Below are 18,897 nucleotides of genomic sequence, written 5' to 3' on the forward strand. Positions count from 1 at the left end.
ATTTTGGAGTTGAGAAGCAAAAAAGACTGTAGGTACCCAAACCACTATACCTAAAAAGTGGATATTTGGCTAAAGTATGGTCGCACTGGTGGATGTCTACATTTCTCATGGAGGTCAACCCTCCCATATCTCACAGAGTCTATGCTCCAAAATTCCTTCGTCCAACCTTTCCATGAGGTAGATGTCAGTTATGCTGCCCGACAGGATCTATGTCCGTATTTTAGTTGATTTACTGACTAATCCGCGCTTCAAATGTCTATTAATTATTGAGATAAACTACTATAAAAGCCATGTTTTATACGTTGTATCGAGAATACTAAGCTACCTTTGGCAATACAGCCATATGAGGAATATCCCTTAACATTCTGTCTTCACTAAACTCAAACTGCTTTTTACCCATTGCAAATAACACTCGTATTAATTTATTACATAAAGCAATCAGTGACTGCATCTTTTTTAAAGGATTGTCAGGACGTTTTGTATAGTATTCATGTAAGGCTTTGAAAGCAGAATTCTTAGCTACAAGGGGCATGACAACTCTAAACAAAAGGGCTCTTAGGTTTTTCCTGCCTCTTTTGGTTATTCTCGTTTGTCCCTTATGTTTGCCTGATGTGTGTTCCATCAAGCTTAAACCTGCAAGTTTGATAATTTGACGAGGATGTGAGTAGTAACGTAGATCTCCAACCTCTGCAAAGAACCCAGCTATCGTATCTTTTCCCACACCAGTAATTGCTAACATTTGGTGTACACCTGGTATTGGTTCTAATAGCTCGTCCCTTTTAACCTCTAGTTGTTCAAACTTCCTCGTAATGAGTTCATATTTATCTAACAAAGTAGATAACTCTAATTTAGCTAAATCAGAACCCTCACGGATTCCAATGGAAGCACTAGCCGCCTTCTTTAATTCTGTTATTCTACTTATGCCGACTGCACGTTTCACAGCCTTTCTTATATGAGTTAATATCTCTTGATCAGGGAGTTGAACTAACTCATGTGGTAGTAGATTCAGCTTTAATATTTGCAGAGCTGACAGCCCTTCCCAATCTTTAAAAACTGTTAGGAATTCAGGGAAGTATCGATCAATCCAATTGTGGATTTGCCCTTGTACTGCTTGTAGATCAACGGATAATTGATCGCGTATTTTTCTAGCGATTCTGAGATCGGCATATATTCCTTCTGGAATATTAGGTTCAGCGTATCTTCCGTCTTTCACTAATTGAGCAATGACCTTAGCATCTTTCACATCATTCTTAGTTGGGGAATTATCATCTAATTCCTTTGTCTTCTTGACGTGCGCTGGATTGACAACCACCAGCTTGAGATTAGTTTCTTTAAGATAATAAGCTAAATTAAGCCAATAGTGTCCCGTAGGTTCAACACCGATGATTACTTTATTCAGGTTTTGTTGATCCTGAATCTCTTTAATCCATTCAACAAATATATCAAAACTATCTCTCGCATTTTCAAAATATAGAGGTTTACCAAACTCCAAACCTCTGAAGTCTTGCGCACGAGCTACGTGCTTGAATTTCGCAATATCAACACCTATAATTAGTGTTTGAGAAGTAATTTGAGCAATCTTATTATTTTGGTTATAATTCATTTTGAAAGCCTCCTGGAATATATGATTTGTCCTTTTTGCCGGCAAGCTTAGGACACTCATATCATACCAAGAGGTTATTTTTATGTTCAAATGCCATTTTTAATCATTACAGGAATGCTGCCCGTTTGTTCAATAAGAAAAACAGCATCCCTTGTTGAAGAAATGCCCCCGATAGTTTAAGTACATTCGTTCACGCTCTCTTAGTTATTTAAATAAAGCAAGTTTTCTTTATTGAATACAATTACTCTTTGGGTTAACACTAACCTCTTTATCTTCACTATTTAAATAAAAGTATTGTAAATTTCCCTTAAGCTCTAAACCCTTATTAAATCCTAACTTCTTCATTAAATTAATTGACTTCTCATTATCTAATTCAACTGTTGCATCAATAGTAGTTAACCCCATTTGAGTAAATCCAAATAAAATAACTTCCTTCATTGCCTCATACATAAATCCGTTGCCCCAGTAGGCTTTAGATAAGTCGAATCCGACTTCTGCTATAAACTCTTCATTTTTTCTTCTTAAATAATGAAATCCAACTGTTCCAATAAACTTATTGCTATGTTTATGGAACAACCCCCATCTGCAACCTGAGTCCTCCATATGAAATCTAATAATTTCTTCAGCTTCTTTTATATGTTTACATGGTTCAATATCCATATACCTTGTGACATCATTATCTGAAAAATGTAAATAAACTTCTTCGGAATTATCAAAGGTTAATATTCGAAGGTTCACTCTTTCAGTTTCCAGTTCAGGAAACTCAGCGTTTTTTATATTTGGCACTTTTATGTCACCTCATATTTTTATGTTCTTGCCAAAGATTCTTTATTCATATATTCTTTTTTCACTATCCTTGTACCGTTAGTCAAATAATCCCTAACCAATAGTTTATTTTAACATAAATTTCCTTTCGGCAGTCATAAAAAGAAAAAGGCATCCCTGCTTTTATTACAGAAATGCTCCCGTTACATTAAGTGAATTTGCAAAATAAAGAGCTTGCAGGTCACCTAATAAGAAGACCACAAGCTCTAAATTAATTATTCCACCTTAAAAACATGTCTATTTATTTACTTAACTATAAGAAAGCAATTTATGATGACAATTTTTCTACTAATTACACATCTCTTCTGATTTTTCTTGTTCCTTGTTCCATTCTTGTTTGTCGTATACTTTAAAGAACGGAAACCAAATAAGGAACATGATTGCTAATACAACTGCGAGTAAAATTAATCCCGTTATTCCAGAAATAATGTATGTTGAAATACCAAGTGGTGTATACCAGAGTTGGAATAGCATGCTCGGAATTGGAACAAGTCCACTATTAAGAGCAATGTATACAATGATTGGTGATATTAATGCATTTAACCAGAAAGGTAGCATTAGGATTGGATTAAAAGCTACTGCTCCATAAACAATTGGTTCGTTAATATTAAACAATGATGGAACAATTGTTGTCTTCCCAATGGCTTTCAGTCGAGAGGATTTCGCAAAGAATAGCAAAATCACCAATGGTAGTGTTGCACCTAAACCACCGACTCCAAGCCAGCCAGAGAAGAACGTTTCAAATGTATTAATATTAGCTGGATCTAAGCCTTGTTCAACTAGCGACGAATTCTCATTAATCGCTTGGAGCCAGATAGGCATTAAGATTGGCATTAATACCCATGGACTTATCCCGAATGAATAGAGGAAAACGAGGATGAAATTAATGATTACAAATCCGGCAAAGCTTTGACTAATTAAGGTAAGTGGTTGAAGCATTCCTAATATCACATCAAACATATCAATTTGAAGTTGATAAATAAATACCCACCCTACAAGTAAGATCAAGGTGATTGGAACTAATGAATCAACCCATTCTATGATAAACTCTGGAAGTTCACTATCTTTTTTAAAGAATGAAAATTGTTTAAAGATACTCATTATTAAGCCTACAAACATACCGACAATTAGCGCGTTCATCATTCCAGATGGCCCAAGTCTTTCTAACATAAAGCTAATGTTCCCATCATCTGAAATTGTTGGTGATAAAAGCATTAAATATAATGATAGTCCCGTTGCACCAGCAATGATTTTGTTTTTATGATAGCCTTTTTTATCCAAAATATAGTATGGAGTTAGGAAAGAAATAAACAATCCAAATAAACCAAAACTGAATGTGGTTATTGGTGATAAATCAGGCAACCAAGTTATAAAATCATTTAAAATTGAGAATAAGGTTAATAATGAACCAACAAGTATCATTGGTAATATAACCATGATTGCTTCAGAAATGGAGGAAACCCACACATTTTCAGTAAACTTGTTTAGTTTCGGTGCAAACTTTTCATTCATCCAATTAATTAATTTATCCACTTAAAAGTCCACCTTTACAGTTTTATTTGCATGATTAACTCGGTCAATCAACTGATCTAATGCAGCATCAGCATTATTGTTATCCATCCATTTTTGTCCAAATAGAGAAATCACCGCTGGAATTGTACATTCCCTTAGGAAAGATAATGTGTATTCATCTTCCATATTCAACTCATCACTTAGCTGAGCGAAGAAATCCATGATAATTTTTTTACCATTTTCGTCTTGTAACCATTCTTTTGTTACACTTCTTGGTGTAAATACACGTTTCTTTACTTCAGTTGAAGTCACATGTATCGCAGTTGATAAGCGAATGTCCGCTACTGAACCTCCGACAAAAAGATTAAATAATCCTGTTTCAACACGCCATCCTTGTAACTCCACATCATAATATGCAAAATCACGTTTCGTTAAAGTGAAGGTAATCTGCTTAGCTTCGCCAGGGTGTAGATTAACTTTTTCGAATTTTTTTAGTTCTTTTACTGGGCGAATTACACTAGAATCCTGATCATTCACATATAGTTGGACCACTTCCTTTCCTGCCATAGCACCACTATTGCGAACCTTTACAGATACTTCAACTGTTTCATTATCATTTATTACTTCTTTATTTACTTGTATCGATTCATACGAAAATTCTGTATAAGATAAACCATGTCCAAAGGGGAACAGTGGCTTGATATTCTTTTTGTCATAGTACCGGTATCCAACGAAGATACCTTCATGATAATGAACCTTGCCATTTTCACCTGGGTAAGTTAAATGCGCCGGATTATGGTCCATATGTTCAGGGAATGTTTCCGATAGCTTACCTGATGGATTGGCTAACCCGAATAAAATTTCAGCAATTGCACTTCCACCTGCTTGTCCAGCGAACCACCCTTCAATTAAGGCAGGTACTTGATCTACCCACCCAGTCATTGTAAGTGGCGAACCATTCGATAAGACAACTGCCGTATCAGGTTGTTCTTGTACCACAGATAAGATTAGATTGATCTGCGAGTTTGGCAATTCAGTCACTTCTTTATCAAATCCCTCTGCTTCCTCTAACTCTTCTGGTATTCCCGCAAATATTATGACTTTATCAACTTGTTTTGCTAAAGCAATCGCTTCTTGCTGATTCATTTCATTTTCACCTGGATCATAATCATTATATCCATCCACATAATGAATCGTAATTTCATCACCAGCAATTTCCTTGATTTTTTCCAATGGAATATCTAAACGATACGGTGTAACCATCGCACTCCCACCTTTACCACCAATTCGAGGATTAATGGCATGTTTGCCGATCACTAACACCGATTTCGTTTTCTCTTTTTTAATCGGCAAGACATCGTTATCATTTTTCAATAACACTGTCCCTTCGACAGCTACTTGTTTTGCGACTAAGTGATGATGGTCGAAGTCATAAGCGTTTTTCTTCATTTTCTTTCCTTGAATTGCTTTCACAACTAATTCAAGGATACGCTTTACACTAGCATTAACTACAGCCTCATAGACCTCGCCATTACGAATCTGTTTTACTAATTGTTTTTGCCTAGAAAGAGATGGTCCTGGCATTTCAATATCTAGTGTAGCTTGCAATGCCTTTAAGCGATTTGTCACAGCTCCCCAGTCAGAAATCGTTACACCGTTATAATTCCATTCATTCCGTAAGATATGGTTCATCAAAAGCGGATTCTCTTCCGAGCGGTAACCATTGACCTTATTATAAGAAGTCATGACAATCCAAGGATTCGATTTTTTAACAGCTATTTCAAAAGCAGGTAAATAAATTTCACGCAATGTTCGTTCGTCAACTTCTGAACTAATTGTCATCCGTTCAAATTCAGAATTATTCGCTGCATAGTGTTTAAGTGAAGTGCCAATTCCGTTTTCTTGTAAACCATTAATATAGGCACTTGCTATTTCACCTGCTAAGATCGGATCTTCCGAAAAATATTCGAAGTTTCTCCCCCCTAATGGAGTTCGTTTGATATTTACTCCAGGTGCCAAAAGCACATGAACATCGTAATAATGACATTCATTTGCTAATGATTCTCCTACTTGGTTTGCTAAAACGACATTCCAAGTTGAAGCGAGCGCTCCCAAAATTGGAAAGGCTGTTGCTGGATGATTCCCCTCGAAAATACCAGTAGTATTAATGTCGATTGGTTTGCGAACACCATGAGGACCATCCACCATAATAACCTCCGGAATATCGGAAACACCTCCAATCTCCCACATCCCTTTTCCAAATAGTAAAGAAACCTTTTCTTCTAATGTTAATGTTAAAAGGATTTCATCAATTTTCATTATCGTATCAACTCCTGATGTAATATTTATTTATGCATTTCCTCTAAGTTATTTGTGTTAATTAACTTACAGTCACATTTTAATATTCATCGTAAACGTTTACACTGTTATATTTGTTGTGTTTCAAGGCATTTTTTGTTGTATTTGTCAAAGTAATCATATATTCACATTAGAGAAAATCAAAAGAAAACAAAAAACATCCCTGCTGATAGCAAGAATGCCTTGATTATACTAGATGATTTTGTTAAGAGTAATTAATTGCACACCAAAAGATGGAATTTCCATTGTCAGTTCCAAGGAGGAATCAACAATAACCTGTTCTGTCCTAATCTTTGGACCACTTCTTTTTTTCAAATAATTAATTTCCTCTGTGGAAGGAGATTCAGGCGCACCCATCGCTAACCACTCATCAAAGACAGAGCCATGCTTGCGGTCCAACTGATAGTGCGTATATTTATAAACACCGGATATGTTATGAATCTTCATTTCAAGACTTATCTGTTCTTTTAATTCAAACACACTGTACCGATTTTTTTCCGAAATACCTGACCAGTCTCCTTCCATAAACAGTTGATCCACATGATTATAGTTAAAGGCAAGTATTTGGATGTTCTCGTTTTTCTTCGTTATGATATATTGGTCGCCTTTCGCAAGAATGTGAGAACCTAATTTTTTCAGCAAATAGTAAGCATAGTAGGAAGGCTTCTTTAAGCCTTGTATATTCATTAAGCCAAATCCACCGTGAAAAATTGAAGTACCCGCAAGGAATTCCTCAAAGATGTCGGTGAATGTCCAAAAACCTAATGACTGAACCTTGCCAATTGAATCAAGGACATGCTTGATAATAAACGGACCCATGAACATCGTATCATGAATAAGATTCCTCGAAAAAAGGGAAAAATTCCACTCTGTAACATGTAGACTTAAATCGTTACGATTAGCACGAGATAATGTTTCTTGCACACTACTAATTATTTCTTGATAAAAAGTTGCTTGCTTTGTTTCAGTTAATCTTGTTGATTTCGCTTCCCCTGTATCCATGTACTCGGAATACATATGAAACGAAATAAAATCAATCGGCACTTCATTTTGTTCGCAAAAAGTGAGGAATTCTGTCAGCCATGTTTTTTGTAAGACTGTACCATAGTTGAGGGCAGGTCCTCCTACTTTCAATTCAGACGAAACTGACTTTATTGCATTCACTGTCGCTAGATAGAATTCGAAATACTCTTCACGGGTTCCGGACCAGCAGATTCCTTCTAAATCTGGCTCATTCCAGACCTCAAAATACCATTTCCGTACTTCCTCAATTCCATAACGATGAACACAATGCCGAATAAAATTCTCGACTAAACCCATCCACTTTTTCATATCATGAGGCGGGGCAATATTGCCTTTCCACCAAAATATCGTCTCATCAGAACGTCTTAAACTAGACGGCATAAAACCCAATTCTACAAAAGGATGTGTATTATTCTTAATGAGGAAATCGTATAATTTATCAACGTAATTCCAATTATAAATACTTTTCCCCTCGGGAGTTTCATTATATACCATCATTTCATCATTAAAGATTCCATGGAATCGAATGTACTGAAAATCTAATTCTTCTTTCAACATAAGAAATTGCTCTTGCCAATCTGAACGAAGCCCTTCTGCCGCTCTTCCCGCAGTCGTTAATGATTGCCAATATTGCTCATACGATTGTCCAGGTTGTTTCAAATCAACTTCCACGCGAAGGTGGTCTATCGTAGTGAGTTGATTTACAATACGATATTCTTCACCAGGCAAATATTCAAATAAGTTTTCTAATGTGTTTACTTTTGAAATTTCTAAATAAATACCATTGGGCGTTTCTTCGATTATTAATGGGATTAACGGTGGAAGTAGTGATTGATGCTCAAAATGTTGCTGACGATAAGCGGTTGGTGTCATCCCAAACTTCTCTTTAAAACTCTTGTTAAATGCTTTAGTATTTGCAAACCCGCAATCAAAGGAAATATCCAAAACGCTTTTGTCTGATTCTATCAATTGACTTGCCGCTTTATCTAACCTAATTAAAGTTAAATATTTCTTAAAAGACAAGCCCATTTTATCCTTAAAAAAGTGAGAAAAATAATAAAAACTAAGATGTTCTATTTCAGCCATTTCATTTAATGATAGATTTCTCATATAATTTTCATCAATGTATTTAATAATTCTCTTAAACCGATCCATATCATGGTTATTGGATCTGACCATTTCCACATCTCTCAGTTCATGAGGAAAAGAGCGAAATAAATGTCCGATTAATAAATAAAGAATCCCTACTAGGTTTGATTGATATCCTTTTACACGTTTATTGAATTCCCATGCCATTTGTGCAAGATAACGCCGGATAACATCATATGCTTCTCGTTGCTCTGTATCTTGTGAATGACAGTGAAATATTACCTTTTCTAATTCAGGAATATAATGATTCGTCAGCTCAAGATCAATTTGTAATGTTAACAACACATTTTCCGATTCAATTTTATTAATTTTATGTACATTCATACTATTTATCACGATTAAATCTCGTTCATTTAATATATACCGCTTATTTTCAACAATTAACTCAATAGATCCTTGCACCACAAAAATAAGTTCAATTTCCTTGTGCCAGTGAAATGGAATATAATCCACACTATTGATAAACATTTTAAAAGGTAAATTTTCTTGAAGTTCAATAAACTCGTAATTATGCCTCATATCTAGCATTCCTTTCTTAGTGTGGGATGGTCATTTTATAATGTACATGATAGGGTTGGTAGGAGCAAGTGAGATAGAAACATCGAAGAAAAGTATTTGGTTATTAAAATATATCTAAGGTACTTAATTCTGTGTATAAGTTAAAATATGAACGCACCCTTTAGCAACCTATGTAGCAGAACTGCATCTAAAAAATTCTTTTACCTTTTTAAACTAAACTGACCCGTTAAGTAAATACATACTCTCATAAAGTTTTAAAAAGTGAATACCCTTGCTGCGCAGTATCGGTCAATTACGACATAGTAACAACTCATTTTCGGACATCCTTCTTCCATTATCCTGCTCGTTATAAAAAATCGTATCTGCTTATTGTAGAAATGCACCCAATAGTTGAAGAAGGTATAGTCCTATTTACTTTCTAAAATGCATTGAAAACGTTCCACGCCTGGATACTTTTCACCCAAGCTCGTTATTTTGAATCCACAATTTCTATAAAAATTTACAGCATCTATATCTGTCTCAGCAGAAACAAAAGATAATGAATGTTTATCTTTGATAAAACTAATCATTTTACTTCCTATACCTTCGCCTCTATGGTTTGGAGATACTACAATATGTTTTATTTCACAACGTTTTGGACCTGAATATTCTATTCCTATACAACCAACAACCTCATCTTTTATGTCATACCCATACAACTCTCGTACTGGAGATTGGATGTATAATTCATATTCTCTCTCAATATTCTTTTCCGAGGTTGCAAAGCATAAAAGTTTTCTTAAATTGGGTTGAATGGATTCCGATTTAATTTCTTTCATAAAACACATCCCTTCTTGCATTAACCTGCACCTTTAGCACAAGAAAGGGTTGCCGCTGCGACAACTCCAGTTATTGTTCAAGCACCCGTTCAGCTAATGAAGATTTAGTTGAAAATAAGGTTCAAATAATCTCCATGTCCTCTTATAAGTTCAACCTCATTTGCAGATGAAATCCAAAAGAAATGGAATGTTAGTCCGTCCTCTTCTCCACCACCTGTTGGTTCGTAATCCCATTCATCTGAAACATTTGAGACAGTTATTTTATAAAAAAACCTGTTATGTATTGCACCGTCATCATTCTCCCAAAAATCTTCGGCAAGTAGATGTTCAACATGAAAATTTCTTAATCCTGTTTCTTCTTCAATTTCTCTTATTACTGCATATTGGGTGTCTTCTTCAGGCTGGACAGTTCCTTTCGGTATTTGAATTCCTGCTTCAGTAATAGGATGCTGAAAGACTAACACCTGTGCTTTACCTTCTTTCATTCTTGTTACATAACCATAGGCTTTTTTGATTGGTGTCATTATATTCCTCCCAATAATAAAAGTTCTTCAACCTTCTTAAATAAACCTACACCGTTTTTTTTAAGAAAAAGCACTAACCTTGTTGCGGTAATGCCCCCTTTACTTTAAGAAGAAATACTACTGGATTTTTCATTATTTTTTGAGAGCAGGTCAAGGACGAAAGTAGTTATAACTGCGATTAAGGCTTGATAAATTAGTAAGTCATCCATCATAAGCTCTTCAGGTTCTCCAAAATTCTTAGTGAAGTAAAAATAAATAATAAATAATAATATAAACGCAGCAAGCCCGTTCCATAGGCTCTTGCCAATTTTATTAGCAACAATAACAGCAATAGTTACAAACAATAAGGGAAAATAAATTCATTTAGCGATACACCAATATACATAATAATGCTTCCAATAGTTATTGAGGCTACTATTTCTAAAAACCTTATTTTACGCACCTCTCTCAATGTTCTTTTACCGTACTAAATGCCATCTATAGTTTAACTTTAATTTCCTTTTTGTTGACATAGAAAAAGGCACCCCTTTTTGAAGGAATGCCCCGTTAGTCATCCATGAAGCAAAAAATAACTTCACCGAAGATGATGAAAATAGGTTAGAACGGGTATAGATTAGTGAGGAATGTTCAACCAGCGCCTCATTTAAGCAACGCACCCGTTAGCAAAATAGAGCGTCCCTTCATATCGATGAATTAAATTTATTTTTTCTTTTTCGACTTTCCAAATAAACCTATCGCAACAGCCACAGCAATACCGATTCCAATCCAAGAGCCTATACCCATCTTTATCCCCTTATAATACGACTTTTCTTATTACTTCTTTACGGTTTTAAGAATAATAAAGTTTCACTAAACTGCACCGATACTTGAATAATTGTCAATTTAATTTTAACATTAATTTCCTTTTGTGTGTTTAAAAAAGAAAAAAGCCTCGCTGTTTATTACAGGAAAGCCCCCTTTAGTTGAAGATAGTAAATAAATAATTATTCCCCATATTCAATAACCGAATAATCGGTTTCTTCAGGTAGAGTATTAATCACTAATGATAACTCAGAATATTTTTTATCGTTTGAAATAATAACCATGCTATCTCCGTCATAATTTACCCAAAAAACAATACTATTCCCATTTAGCGTTATAATAGGTGTTTCTATCTTTTCGTTTTCTCCCCAGAAATTTTTGAAATTTCTATTTCCGATGGTAAATACATCTTCTTCAAGTGATAAACAAGCAAAGTTATTCATACTTCCATTCGCATATAAATAGGGGAAAATCACATTAAATTGTTCAATATTTCGAACCTTTACCTTGATGTAAAAACCATTTTCTCTCCTCTTAGACTCTGTAAATTCAATTGATTTTGACTTACATTCTTCTTCAATTTCTTTTTGATGAAAATCGAAGCATTCAAAAAAGATATATAGAGGGAATCTATTTATTACTCTCATCCATTTTGATACAAAATCTTCTACTTCCTTTTCATCTTTTCGTTCTACGAAAGAAATATCATAGAGATAAGAGGTTTCCCCATCAATCGCAAATGGAAAAAACCCACCACTTTCTGGTTCATCAGAAACATAACTTTGAGGAAAAATTCCAATATCGACTTTAATAACTACCACCTCCATATTAGTAAAGTTTTTACTTTTTCTTATTTAATAATCCTGTTCGTTACAGAAAAAGGATCAGCACCAAACTGATCCTTATCCTTATTGTGTATTCGCTCCCTTTAATTGGAGAACAAAAATGAATATTTATAATCTACATGAATGTCGCAATCAAAAGAAATACTCCAAATCCAGCAAAAGCAAGAGGGATTAGCAGTAATATTATTTTAGCCATGATATAAGACTTTTCTGCAAGCCTAACGAAAAGGTTAATGTCGGGTATAAAAACCCAGTCACGTTTAGCGAACTGATATTTCTCACTTTCTTTTTTATGAGCTTCCTTAGTGTATTTAAAATAAACAAAGAACGCACCGATTAACCCAAATATAACTAGAAAAACTCCGACATAAAAACTTGGAGGCATTATGTTACCCCTTTCTAACTATGAATATTGCTTTACAGTTTAGTGTAACAAGTCGAACGAATTAATCGTACCTATTACTATTCTGCTCCCAAGAGAAAAACACCTATGCAATTATCTGGAACTCATAATAAAATGTCTGAAAAATAATTATGATTACTAAAAAACAAAGAAAAGAATATCCAACTTTTTTTTATTTCGGTTTTAGGTATCTTGTAATACCACATATTAAAGTAAATCATTGTATGATAAAAAATGATTGCTGTTATTGTTCCAAAAACTATGCCATCTAACAGAAGATTTTTAAAGTCGCTGAACTCATATAAAAAAAGTTCTACAATAAATAACCCTATGCAACCAACTATAGAATAAATTAGAAGCATTTTTAATTTGAAACTGCTGGTATAGTTATTCTTGGTAAACTTTTCTATTAAAAGAGATAACGGAATCCACATAAAAAAATATAATAAAAATCCACCGAATAAATAATCAATAAAGATATATGGGATATAATTCTCGTAATCCTTTATATCTTTAAATACTGATATAACAAAACATAATGTATGAATAACGGAGGCAATTAGTGAGATTTCAAATAATCTTGGAAATAAGTCTTTGGATAAGAATTTTTTCGGTTCGGTCATAATCATCACACCTTCCAAAAACATTAGTAACTTTTATTATTTGCTGGAATTACTTATATTTATTCACCTTACCTACCCCTTTACTTCAATAAGCGAAGGAGCTGCCGCCGCGACACCCCCTTCTTTCGTTCAAGCTCTCGTTAGTGAAAAAGGCTATTTTATTTTTAACTCTTTTCCATTTTGAGAAGTGAATAAATTTAAAGATATTTCTATATCCGTATCACGGTAATGTTCCAATTCACAATAAAAATCTCCTTCGTGAATTAAAGGATATTTCTTTATAGGGAATGTAAAGTAGTTATTATCTTCATAAATTTCATAAAAATAAATTGAAATATAACGGATCCCACTATACCCAGTATTTTCTTTTATTTCGCATTCACCTTCTATTATCTCTTTTTGGTTTAACAATATTTTGGGTGCGTCTAAGATTGAATAAATAAACAAACCACTTGAGAATAATATAGCGAATATTAAACCAAGTTTTCCTTTAAATGACTTACCCTCTTCAAAGAAATCTCTAAAATAATATATCGAAATTAATAATAATAAAGATGAACCAACAAGGGCTATTATATAGTCATTCATCGTCATATACCCCTCTATCATAATTTTTCTAGGGAATTAAGTGGATTTTCCTTTTCTATCTCTTATGCCTCATAAACAAAACTGCCTCTTTAACACAATAAGAGCTGCCATCTCGACAACTTCTTGCTCCACTTTTCGCACCCCGTTAGCCATCCATGAAGCAAAAAATCGCTTCACCAAAGATGATGAAAATGGGTTAAGAACGGGTATAGATTAGTACGGCTGGCGAGGAAGGTCTATAAACTATGGTGCTGTTAGCCCATCCGATAGTCTGACCCCACGACCACGGTGCATCACAGATTGTCGCTCCCTTCCGGGAAGCACTCATGGGAGATTAACCCTACTCTGGTTGCTGCACCAGCCTCCAATTATATCCGCCGTAGAAAGGATGAGTTCAATGAAGGTTATCATTGAACGGGCATGTGGAATGGATGTTCATAAGAAGAGTATTACTGCATGCGTCATCACTCCAGAAGGAAAGGAGGTTCAAACCTTTTCTACAGAAACCGTCTTTCTCTTAAAGTTAATTGATTGGATTAAGGAGCACGCTTGTACTCATGTAGCCATGGAAAGCACGGGAGTTTTTTGGAAACCCATCGTAAATCTATTAGAAGCTGAAGCCATTGAGTTTTTTGTTGTGAATGCCCAGCACATGAAAGCAGTTCCTGGTCGTAAAACGGATGTGAAAGATGCGGAATGGATCGCTCAACTTCCCCGTCACGGCTTACTCAAGGGAAGTTATGTTCCCGACCGAAGTCAACGTGAATTGCGAGAACTTGTTCGCTATCGTCGGAGTATCATTGAAGAACGAGCCCGACAACACAACAGAATTCAGAAGGTATTAGAAGGAGCTAATATCAAACTAGCTTCAGTTGTTTCTGATGTTATGGGCGTTTCTGCTCGCGATATGCTTCGAGCTATTGCTGATGGTGAAGAGGATCCAGAGAAGTTAGCTGGCTTTGCTAGACGAACGATGAAACGTAAAAAGAACGAGCTGGAGTTAGCGCTTCATGGCTATGTTCAATCTCACCAACGCATCATGCTAAAAACCATTCTATTACACATCGATTTCTTAACAGAGCAGATTGATAAACTTGACCAAGAAGTAGCGAACCGAGTATCAGATTATCAGGCAGATATCGAACGATTAGACTCGATTCCGGGAATTGCGGTTCGTACTGCTGAACAAATCTTATCTGAAATAGGGACGAATGTAGCCGTACAGTTTCCTACTGCTGCTCACTTATGTTCATGGGCTGGACTAGTTCCTGGCCACAATGAAAGTGCAGGGAAACGAAAAGCCTCAAAGGCTAAGAAAGGTAATAAATATTTAAAATCGGCTTTAACTGAATGCGCTCACTCTATTCGCGGTTCCAAAAACTATCTCGGTGCCCTTTATCGAAGGACTTCAGCTCGAAAAGGAAGAAAGCGAGCAGCCATCGTTGTTGCACATGCCATGCTTCGAATCGCTTATTACCTCTTAACTCGAAAAGAAATGTATGTAGACCTTGGCGAAGACTACTTTGATAAACAGAAACAGGTATCCATTGTCCGGCACTCCATCCGTCGATTAGAAAACCTTGGTTATACTGTCACAGTAACTGCTCCCGAAGCTTCTTAAACCTTTCAAAACTTCATAGAGTACCAACCCATTTTTTAAAAACACTAAAAGTGGGTTTTATTTAGTGTTGTCTTTAATCAACGTGCAGTTCTTTTAAATTTTCATGGGAGTGCAATAAGAATGGTTAAAATCTTCTTCCTATTTGAATAAAAATAGTACCGTTAATAGCATTGAATATTATAATTAAAGTTGCAGCCCAAACGATGAAAATCCAAAAGCATAAACCCCACCAATTTTCCCCTTTTCCCCTTTAATAAGGCAAAATGAATATTAGTTGAATTTGCGCTTTTTAATGGACCGTTCAATTACAACCCCTGCGACAAGACAGCATGTAATTACAAAAATATACAAACTCATCTCTCCAAAAGAAAGACTGCTATATAGAGATAGTGAATAAAAAGATGCAACTAAAGTATTGTTGAGCCATCTTACGATCACAATAATATGATAAGCAGCAATAACTCCAATGACCATTCCAAACGCCATTCCAATTACAAATCTTCTGATGGGTGTACGGCTTATTAAGACGCAGCCAATGATAATAAAAGGTAGATAAATAAATTCCTTTACGTACGTTCTCATAACAAATAAATCTAATAAAGTATTCACATAAAACCCTATTATTCCACCAAGAACAACTCCTTTTGTTCTTAAACGTTCCATGTTTTTATAAAAAAGAAAAGATAATGTTATGAATATAATTGGAGAGGCGACCAAGAAGAAGAGTAATAATCCTAAACCTTCAAAGCTACCTGGACCAGCATTCGAATTACGATATAATAACCAGAATAAAAAATGTAATATATTAACGCCTCCTACCCATGTAATAATGAAGGCAGCAAGCATAGAGATAAAAAAGTTCATATATAACCTCAATTCTTTGGATTAGACGTTTCATCGTTTTATTATAATGTTGTTAAACTCAATTGCCCGTTAGTCGAACAACGAAAGCGTTGCCTTTGTTCAAGCATCGCACCCGTTACTTGAATAGGAAAAAAGACAATCCCCGTATTGCACGCTTTAATTAAACTAGGAAAGTTTTATCCTCTTTTCTCTAATGTTTTTATTGCTCTGATTAGCCAATATAAAACAATCCAAGGAAAAACAAATTTTGTAGTCCATTCAATGAAACTAAAAATGATAAAAAAATCATAGCCGAAAGACCGTATAACTGTAAAAAGAACAAAGATTGTTGAAGCAACGATAATGGAATATTTCCCCATTGGATTTAATCGTAAGCGTCTAATAATAAAAAAGGTCAACGAAATTACAAGTAAAACGATAAGTCCTGTAACTATAAAATGATATAACATCCCACTCCAGTAAACATCATGCCCTCCTATCTTCGGCAAGTAGATGTTCAACATGAAAATTTCTTAACCCTGTTTCTTCTTCAATTTCTCTTATTACTGCATATTGGGTGTCTTCTTCAGGCTGGACAGTTCCTTTCGGTATTTGAATTCCTGCTTCAGTAATAGGATGCTGAAAGACTAACACCTGTGCTTTACCTTCTTTCATTCTTGTTACATAACCATAGGCTTTTTTGATTGGTGTCATTATATTCCTCCCAATAACAAAAGTTCTTCAACCTTCTTAAATAAACCTGCACCGTTTTTTTAAAAGAAAAAGCAACTAACCTTGTTGCTTTAATGCCCCCTTTACTTTAAGAAGAAATACTACTGGATTTTTCATTATTTTTTGAGAGCAGGTCAAGGACGAAAGTAGTTATAACTGCGATTAAGGCTTGATAGATTAGTAAGTCATCCATCATAAGCTCTTCAGTGTCAACAACGGATTAAAATTCCCCATTTTCAGCGGTTGAAAAATCCCCAATATCATCACTTTGCTACTATCGGCTGAATTCCAGCCTTCTGTTTTTCCTTTAATCGATAGGATTCTCCTTTCATGTTAAATGTAGTGGAGTGATGAAGCAGCCGATCTAAAACAGCGGTTGCTAAAACATCATCTCCAAAGATTTTCCCCCATTCTATATATGATTTATTAGAGGTTATAATAATTGACCCCTCTTCATATCTCTTTGAGATGATTTGAAACAGGAGGTTTGCACTTAACTCATCAAACGGGAAGGATCCCATTTCATCCAAAACGAGTACATTAAACTTAGATAACTTATTTACTAAGCGACTTGTTGTGTTGCGTTCATCAGCTTTCTTACACATTGTGATGAAATCATCACAACGTGTATAGTGGGCTGTATAACCTTTATTTAATGCTTCAAGTGCAATCCCAATCGCAAGATGGGTTTTACCTACACCGGGAGGTCCCAAAAGTAAGATATTATCCCCATTATCAATAAATCTACATGTCATTATTTCTTTAATTCTTCTTTCACTAACACTTGTCTGAAATGCGAAATCAAAATCTTCAATTCTCTTTAAATATGGTAATTTTGCTTTATTAATACGTCTTTCCAAATCTTTGTTTTCAAGTAATTCAATTTCTTGTTTTAAAAGAGTGTCTAGGAACTCAGAGTATGGTACATTATGTTTAGAGGCATCTTCGAGAATTGCTTCAATTTGTTGAGCAGTTATCGTAAAGCCAACAGCGTGTAAACGTTCAGTTAAGAGCTCGTTATTCATTTTGTTTCACCTGCTTTTGACTGTTCTTCATACACTTGAAGGGAACGTTGTTCCACTTTAGGTCCAAGGAGAGAATCGTGATGGGTCGCCAAACCTTTTGTTGTCACGTTTTTCTCCTTTTTTTCTTTCTCTCGGTAATGATCCATTTGAGTTAATGATTGTGCCTTCCCAGTAATAAGGGGATGAGAGGCTATACATTCTAAATCATCGTAAATCTCTATATGATGGTCTAATGTTTGTTTTACCTTTACGTTAACACCTTTAAATCTAATTGGAACAGAATATTGTTTCCCTTCGTACTCTATTAAACCTTGAGGACTTACAGTTGATTGGGTCCACTTATTAATAGGGAACATAGGGCGCTCATTCCAGTTAAGTAAATGATCCTGCTCATAATTAAACCTTTCGATTGGCGCTTCTTTAGTTGTTTGATTTGGTTTTTTATTCGCTACATTGTCTAACCATATTTGTAAGCTTTCATTCATTTTTATTAGAGAGGGCTCTAACTTCCGCTGCATAAAGTTCTTCTTTAAGTAACCAACAGCACTTTCCACTTTGCCTTTTGTTTGAGGTCGAGCTGGTTTACAAGCCTTAGGAACAATCCCATAGTAGGCAAGGAACTCTTCAAATTTACGATTAAAACGAATTTCTGTTGGTGAGTGTTTTATTACAACGGTTTTCATATTGTCATATAAGATCTGTTTAGGGACTCCATTAAAATAGGCAAAAGCATTCATGTGACATTTCATTAACTGTTCTAAATTCATAGTAGTAGTAATCTCCATATACTTCATACGTGAAAAGCCTAATACTATTACAAATACATAAAGTTTCTGTAACTTACCATCAACGAAATGTTCCCCTAATTCACCCCAATCCATTTGAGCTTGTAAACCGGGAGGTGTTTCGTACCTGACACTTCCTTGCTTATTTGGCTTTTGTCGATATACCCTCACAAAATCTCGAAGTATTGTCATTTGGCCTTTGTAACCCATTGCTTGAATTTCCTCTAAGAGAACAACACAATTTGTAGTACCTTCTTTCAACCTGGAAAGTATATAATCCTCGTAGTCTTCTAATTTCCT

16 protein-coding genes are annotated in these 18,897 nt (G+C 35.0%); 1 reads left to right on the top strand and 15 read right to left on the bottom strand.

Annotated elements, in window-relative coordinates; all coding sequences use genetic code 11:
- Positions 1 to 316 precede the first annotated feature (316 nt).
- The 11 genes from B1R93_RS06035 to B1R93_RS06090 form a co-directional block, all read right to left on the bottom strand.
- A complete protein-coding gene (locus tag B1R93_RS06035; protein ID WP_088103039.1) occupies positions 317 to 1,603 on the bottom strand; it encodes an IS110 family RNA-guided transposase in 1,287 nt (428 codons plus the stop codon).
- A gap of 228 nt (positions 1,604 to 1,831) precedes the next feature.
- Complete coding sequence (locus B1R93_RS06040) at positions 1,832 to 2,389, bottom strand: GNAT family N-acetyltransferase (protein ID WP_088103040.1); 558 nt, start codon at positions 2,387 to 2,389, stop codon at positions 1,832 to 1,834.
- Positions 2,390 to 2,716: 327 nt separating this feature from the next.
- Entirely contained in the window at positions 2,717 to 3,961 is a 1,245-nt protein-coding gene (locus B1R93_RS06045; RefSeq protein WP_088103041.1) for a PTS sugar transporter subunit IIC, read from the bottom strand.
- On the bottom strand, positions 3,962 to 6,259 hold the full coding sequence (locus B1R93_RS06050) for a beta-glucosidase family protein (RefSeq protein WP_088103042.1): 2,298 nt from the start codon (positions 6,257 to 6,259) through the stop codon (positions 3,962 to 3,964).
- Between the two features lie 231 nt (positions 6,260 to 6,490).
- Complete coding sequence (locus B1R93_RS06055; protein WP_088103043.1) at positions 6,491 to 8,989, bottom strand: GH39 family glycosyl hydrolase; 2,499 nt, start codon at positions 8,987 to 8,989, stop codon at positions 6,491 to 6,493.
- 407 nt (positions 8,990 to 9,396) lie between these two features.
- Positions 9,397 to 9,807 (bottom strand): GNAT family N-acetyltransferase, encoded by a 411-nt coding sequence (locus B1R93_RS06060; RefSeq protein ID WP_088103421.1) that lies wholly within the window; start codon positions 9,805 to 9,807, stop codon positions 9,397 to 9,399.
- 104 nt (positions 9,808 to 9,911) lie between these two features.
- Entirely contained in the window at positions 9,912 to 10,331 is a 420-nt protein-coding gene (locus B1R93_RS06065) for an NUDIX hydrolase (RefSeq protein ID WP_088103044.1), read from the bottom strand.
- A 983-nt stretch (positions 10,332 to 11,314) separates the two neighbouring features.
- Complete coding sequence (locus B1R93_RS06075; protein ID WP_088103046.1) at positions 11,315 to 11,959, bottom strand: hypothetical protein; 645 nt, start codon at positions 11,957 to 11,959, stop codon at positions 11,315 to 11,317.
- A 133-nt stretch (positions 11,960 to 12,092) separates the two neighbouring features.
- A complete protein-coding gene (locus B1R93_RS06080) occupies positions 12,093 to 12,362 on the bottom strand; it encodes a hypothetical protein (RefSeq protein WP_088103047.1) in 270 nt (89 codons plus the stop codon).
- Positions 12,363 to 12,484: 122 nt separating this feature from the next.
- Positions 12,485 to 13,003, bottom strand: a complete 519-nt coding sequence (locus B1R93_RS06085; RefSeq protein WP_088103048.1) for a hypothetical protein — start codon at positions 13,001 to 13,003, stop codon at positions 12,485 to 12,487.
- A gap of 153 nt (positions 13,004 to 13,156) precedes the next feature.
- Complete coding sequence (locus B1R93_RS06090; RefSeq protein ID WP_088103049.1) at positions 13,157 to 13,591, bottom strand: hypothetical protein; 435 nt, start codon at positions 13,589 to 13,591, stop codon at positions 13,157 to 13,159.
- A 397-nt stretch (positions 13,592 to 13,988) separates the two neighbouring features.
- On the opposite strand from B1R93_RS06090, the gene B1R93_RS06095 reads away from it, so the two are divergent.
- A complete protein-coding gene (locus B1R93_RS06095; protein ID WP_088103050.1) occupies positions 13,989 to 15,212 on the top strand; it encodes an IS110 family RNA-guided transposase in 1,224 nt (407 codons plus the stop codon).
- Positions 15,213 to 15,482: 270 nt separating this feature from the next.
- Here B1R93_RS06095 and B1R93_RS06100 read toward each other — a convergent pair whose 3' ends face one another.
- From B1R93_RS06100 to istA, 4 genes are all read right to left on the bottom strand, one after another.
- Positions 15,483 to 16,076, bottom strand: coding sequence for a hypothetical protein (locus B1R93_RS06100; RefSeq protein WP_088103051.1), 594 nt, complete (start codon positions 16,074 to 16,076; stop codon positions 15,483 to 15,485).
- A gap of 465 nt (positions 16,077 to 16,541) precedes the next feature.
- Positions 16,542 to 16,769 (bottom strand): NUDIX domain-containing protein, encoded by a 228-nt coding sequence (locus B1R93_RS06110; RefSeq protein ID WP_245308200.1) that lies wholly within the window; start codon positions 16,767 to 16,769, stop codon positions 16,542 to 16,544.
- 281 nt (positions 16,770 to 17,050) lie between these two features.
- Positions 17,051 to 17,812: an IS21-like element helper ATPase IstB gene (gene istB, locus B1R93_RS06115; RefSeq protein WP_088103053.1), complete on the bottom strand. Its 762-nt coding sequence runs from the start codon at positions 17,810 to 17,812 to the stop codon at positions 17,051 to 17,053.
- Positions 17,809 to 18,897 (bottom strand): IS21 family transposase (istA, locus tag B1R93_RS06120; protein WP_088103422.1); only part of this gene is annotated, 1,089 nt, incomplete at its 5' end. The genes istA and istB, both read right to left, overlap by 4 nt.

Source organism: Halalkalibacter urbisdiaboli, from assembly GCF_002156385.1.
Classification (GTDB): Bacteria; Bacillota; Bacilli; order Bacillales; family Bacillaceae_D; genus Halalkalibacter_A; species Halalkalibacter_A urbisdiaboli.

Excerpts from the sequence above, each read along its gene's own strand:
- B1R93_RS06035 (WP_088103039.1), bottom strand. The coding sequence starts at position 1,603 with ATGAATTATAACCAAAATAATAAGATTGCTCAAATTACTTCTCAAACA.
- B1R93_RS06050 (WP_088103042.1), bottom strand. The coding sequence starts at position 6,259 with ATGAAAATTGATGAAATCCTTTTAACATTAACATTAGAAGAAAAGGTT.
- B1R93_RS06055 (WP_088103043.1), bottom strand. The coding sequence starts at position 8,989 with ATGAGGCATAATTACGAGTTTATTGAACTTCAAGAAAATTTACCTTTT.
- B1R93_RS06060 (WP_088103421.1), bottom strand. The coding sequence starts at position 9,807 with ATGAAAGAAATTAAATCGGAATCCATTCAACCCAATTTAAGAAAACTT.
- B1R93_RS06065 (WP_088103044.1), bottom strand. The coding sequence starts at position 10,331 with ATGACACCAATCAAAAAAGCCTATGGTTATGTAACAAGAATGAAAGAA.
- B1R93_RS06075 (WP_088103046.1), bottom strand. The coding sequence starts at position 11,959 with ATGGAGGTGGTAGTTATTAAAGTCGATATTGGAATTTTTCCTCAAAGT.
- B1R93_RS06080 (WP_088103047.1), bottom strand. The coding sequence starts at position 12,362 with ATGCCTCCAAGTTTTTATGTCGGAGTTTTTCTAGTTATATTTGGGTTA.
- B1R93_RS06085 (WP_088103048.1), bottom strand. The coding sequence starts at position 13,003 with ATGACCGAACCGAAAAAATTCTTATCCAAAGACTTATTTCCAAGATTA.
- B1R93_RS06090 (WP_088103049.1), bottom strand. The coding sequence starts at position 13,591 with ATGAATGACTATATAATAGCCCTTGTTGGTTCATCTTTATTATTATTA.
- B1R93_RS06095 (WP_088103050.1), top strand. The coding sequence starts at position 13,989 with ATGAAGGTTATCATTGAACGGGCATGTGGAATGGATGTTCATAAGAAG.
- B1R93_RS06100 (WP_088103051.1), bottom strand. The coding sequence starts at position 16,076 with ATGAACTTTTTTATCTCTATGCTTGCTGCCTTCATTATTACATGGGTA.
- B1R93_RS06110 (WP_245308200.1), bottom strand. The coding sequence starts at position 16,769 with ATGACACCAATCAAAAAAGCCTATGGTTATGTAACAAGAATGAAAGAA.
- istB (WP_088103053.1), bottom strand. The coding sequence starts at position 17,812 with ATGAATAACGAGCTCTTAACTGAACGTTTACACGCTGTTGGCTTTACG.